General features: G+C 56.2%; 1 rRNA gene. It reads right to left on the reverse strand.

The features are described from left to right. Nucleotides 1-30: 30 nt before the first annotated feature. Nucleotides 31-3,008 (reverse strand): 23S ribosomal RNA (locus RC2_RS18330); the annotation flags it as partial.

A 3,008-nucleotide genomic window follows, 5' to 3' on the forward strand; every position in this document is an offset into this window, starting at 1 on the left:
AGATACTGCACAGTGGACGCGTAGCTTCTTCGTGGTAAGTCCTCGGCCTATTAGTACCAGTCACCTGCACCCATTGCTGGGCTTCCAGTTCTGGCCTATCAACCCGGTGGTCTGCCGGGGGCCTTACCCCCTCTGGGGGGTGAGAAACCTCATCTTGGAACAGGCTTCCCGCTTAGATGCTTTCAGCGGTTATCCCTTCCGAACGTAGCCAACCAGCAGTGCTCCTGGTGGAACAACTGGCACACCAGAGGTTCGTCCGTCCCGGTCCTCTCGTACTAGGGACAGCCTTCCTCAAGTTTCTTCACGCGCGCGGCGGATAGAGACCGAACTGTCTCACGACGTTCTAAACCCAGCTCGCGTGCCGCTTTAATGGGCGAACAGCCCAACCCTTGGGACCTACTCCAGCCCCAGGATGCGACGAGCCGACATCGAGGTGCCAAACCATCCCGTCGATATGGACTCTTGGGGAAGATCAGCCTGTTATCCCCGGGGTACCTTTTATCCGTTGAGCGACACCGCTTCCACTTGCCGGTGCCGGATCACTAGTCCCGACTTTCGTCCCTGCTCGACCTGTCAGTCTCACAGTCAAGCTCCCTTGTGCACTTGCACTCGACACCTGATTGCCAACCAGGCTGAGGGAACCTTTGGGCGCCTCCGTTACATTTTGGGAGGCAACCGCCCCAGTTAAACTACCCACCAGGCACTGTCCCTGAACCAGATCATGGTCCGAGGTTGAGGTATCCAATACGATCAGAGTGGTATTTCAACAACGACTCCACACACACTGGCGTGCATGCTTCACAGTCTCCCACCTATCCTACACAAACCGAACCGAACACCAATACCAAGCTGTAGTGAAGGTCCCGGGGTCTTTTCGTCCTGCCGCGCGTAACGAGCATCTTTACTCGTAATGCAATTTCGCCGAGTCTATGGTTGAGACAGCTGAGAAGTCGTTACGCCATTCGTGCAGGTCGGAACTTACCCGACAAGGAATTTCGCTACCTTAGGATGGTTATAGTTACCACCGCCGTTTACTGGGGCTTAAATTCTCAGCTTCGCCACCGAAGTGGCTGACCGGTCCTCTTAACCTTCCAGCACCGGGCAGGCGTCAGTCCGTATACATCGTCTTACGACTTCGCACGGACCTGTGTTTTTAGTAAACAGTCGCTTCTCACTGGTCTCTGCGACCCACACCAGCTCACACTGCAAGAGTGATCACCAGCAGGGGTCCCCCTTCTCCCGAAGTTACGGGGGCATTTTGCCGAGTTCCTTAACCATAGTTCTCTCGATCGCCTTGGTATTCTCTACCTGACCACCTGTGTCGGTTTGGGGTACGGGCCGTGTACCAACTCACTAGAGGCTTTTCTCGGCAGCATAGGATCACTGAATTCGCCTCATTCGGCTACGCATCACCTCTCAGGCTTCGTGAACGGCGGATTTGCCTACCGTTCGCCCTACAGGCTTACACCAGTACAACCACTGACTGGCCCAGCTACCTTCCTGCGTCACCCCATCGCTTGACTACTACCAGGAAAGGTCCCGTGCATCACTCCACCAGGCACCCGAAGGTGCTCACGGAAGATCTGGACGGTTAGTACTCCTGATTCGTCATGGGCGCGGATACACGGGTACGGGAATATCAACCCGTTGTCCATCGACTACGCCTGTCGGCCTCGCCTTAGGTCCCGACTCACCCTGGGCGGATTAACCTGGCCCAGGAACCCTTGGTCATTCGGCGGACGAGTTTCTCACTCGTCTTTCGCTACTCATGCCTGCATTCTCACTCGCGTGGCCTCCACACCTGGATCACTCCGGCGCTTCCCCGGCCACACGACGCTCCCCTACCCACCCACACACCTGGCCCGACCCCCATGAGGATCGGACGGGATACATGTGAGTGCCGCGGCTTCGGCGGTGTACTTGAGCCCCGCTACATTGTCGGCGCAAAATCACTTGACCAGTGAGCTATTACGCACTCTTTCAAGGGTGGCTGCTTCTAAGCCAACCTCCTGGTTGTCTTCGCGACTTCACATCCTTTTCCACTTAGTACACGCTTAGGGGCCTTAGCCGGCGATCTGGGCTGTTTCCCTCTCGACTACGAACCTTATCGCCCGCAGTCTCACTGCCGCGCTCTCACATCCTGGCATTCGGAGTTTGGCTGATTTCGGTAAGCTTGTGGGCCCCCTAGACCATCCAGTAGCTCTACCTCCAGGATGAAACACGCGACGCTGCACCTAAATGCATTTCGGGGAGAACCAGCTATCACGGAGTTTGATTGGCCTTTCACCCCTACCCACAACTCATCCCCTCAGTTTTCAACCTAAGTGGGTTCGGGCCTCCACGACGTCTTACCGTCGCTTCACCCTGGCCATGGGTAGATCACTCCGCTTCGGGTCCAGAGCATGCGACTACGGTCGCCCTATTCGGACTCGCTTTCGCTACGGCTACCCCACACGGGTTAACCTCGCCACATACCACTGACTCGCAGGCTCATTCTTCAAAAGGCACGCCATCACCCACAGCGACAAGTCACTCGCAGGCTCTGACGGATTGTAAGCGCACGGTTTCAGGTACTATTTCACTCCCCTCCCGGGGTACTTTTCACCTTTCCCTCACGGTACTAGTCCGCTATCGGTCACCAGGGAGTATTCAGGCTTATCGGGTGGTCCCGACAGATTCACAGCAGATTTCACGGGCCCGCTGCTACTTGGGCATTCATCACGACAGTCGCACAGTTTTCGTCTACGGGACTCTCACCCTCTACGGCAGGCCATCCCAGACCACTTCGACTAACCACACGATTTCTCACTGTCGGCCGATCCGGCAGAATCGACAAGACAAACCCCACAACCCCACACGCACAACCCCTGCCGGGTATCACATGCACATGGTTTGGCCTCTTCCGCGTTCGCTCGCCACTACTGACGGAATCACTGTTGTTTTCTCTTCCTGTGGGTACTGAGATGTTTCACTTCCCCACGTTCCCTCCACACACCCTATATATTCAG

This window comes from Rhodococcoides corynebacterioides NBRC 14404 (assembly GCF_001894765.1).
GTDB classification, from domain to species: domain Bacteria; phylum Actinomycetota; class Actinomycetes; order Mycobacteriales; family Mycobacteriaceae; genus Rhodococcoides; species Rhodococcoides corynebacterioides.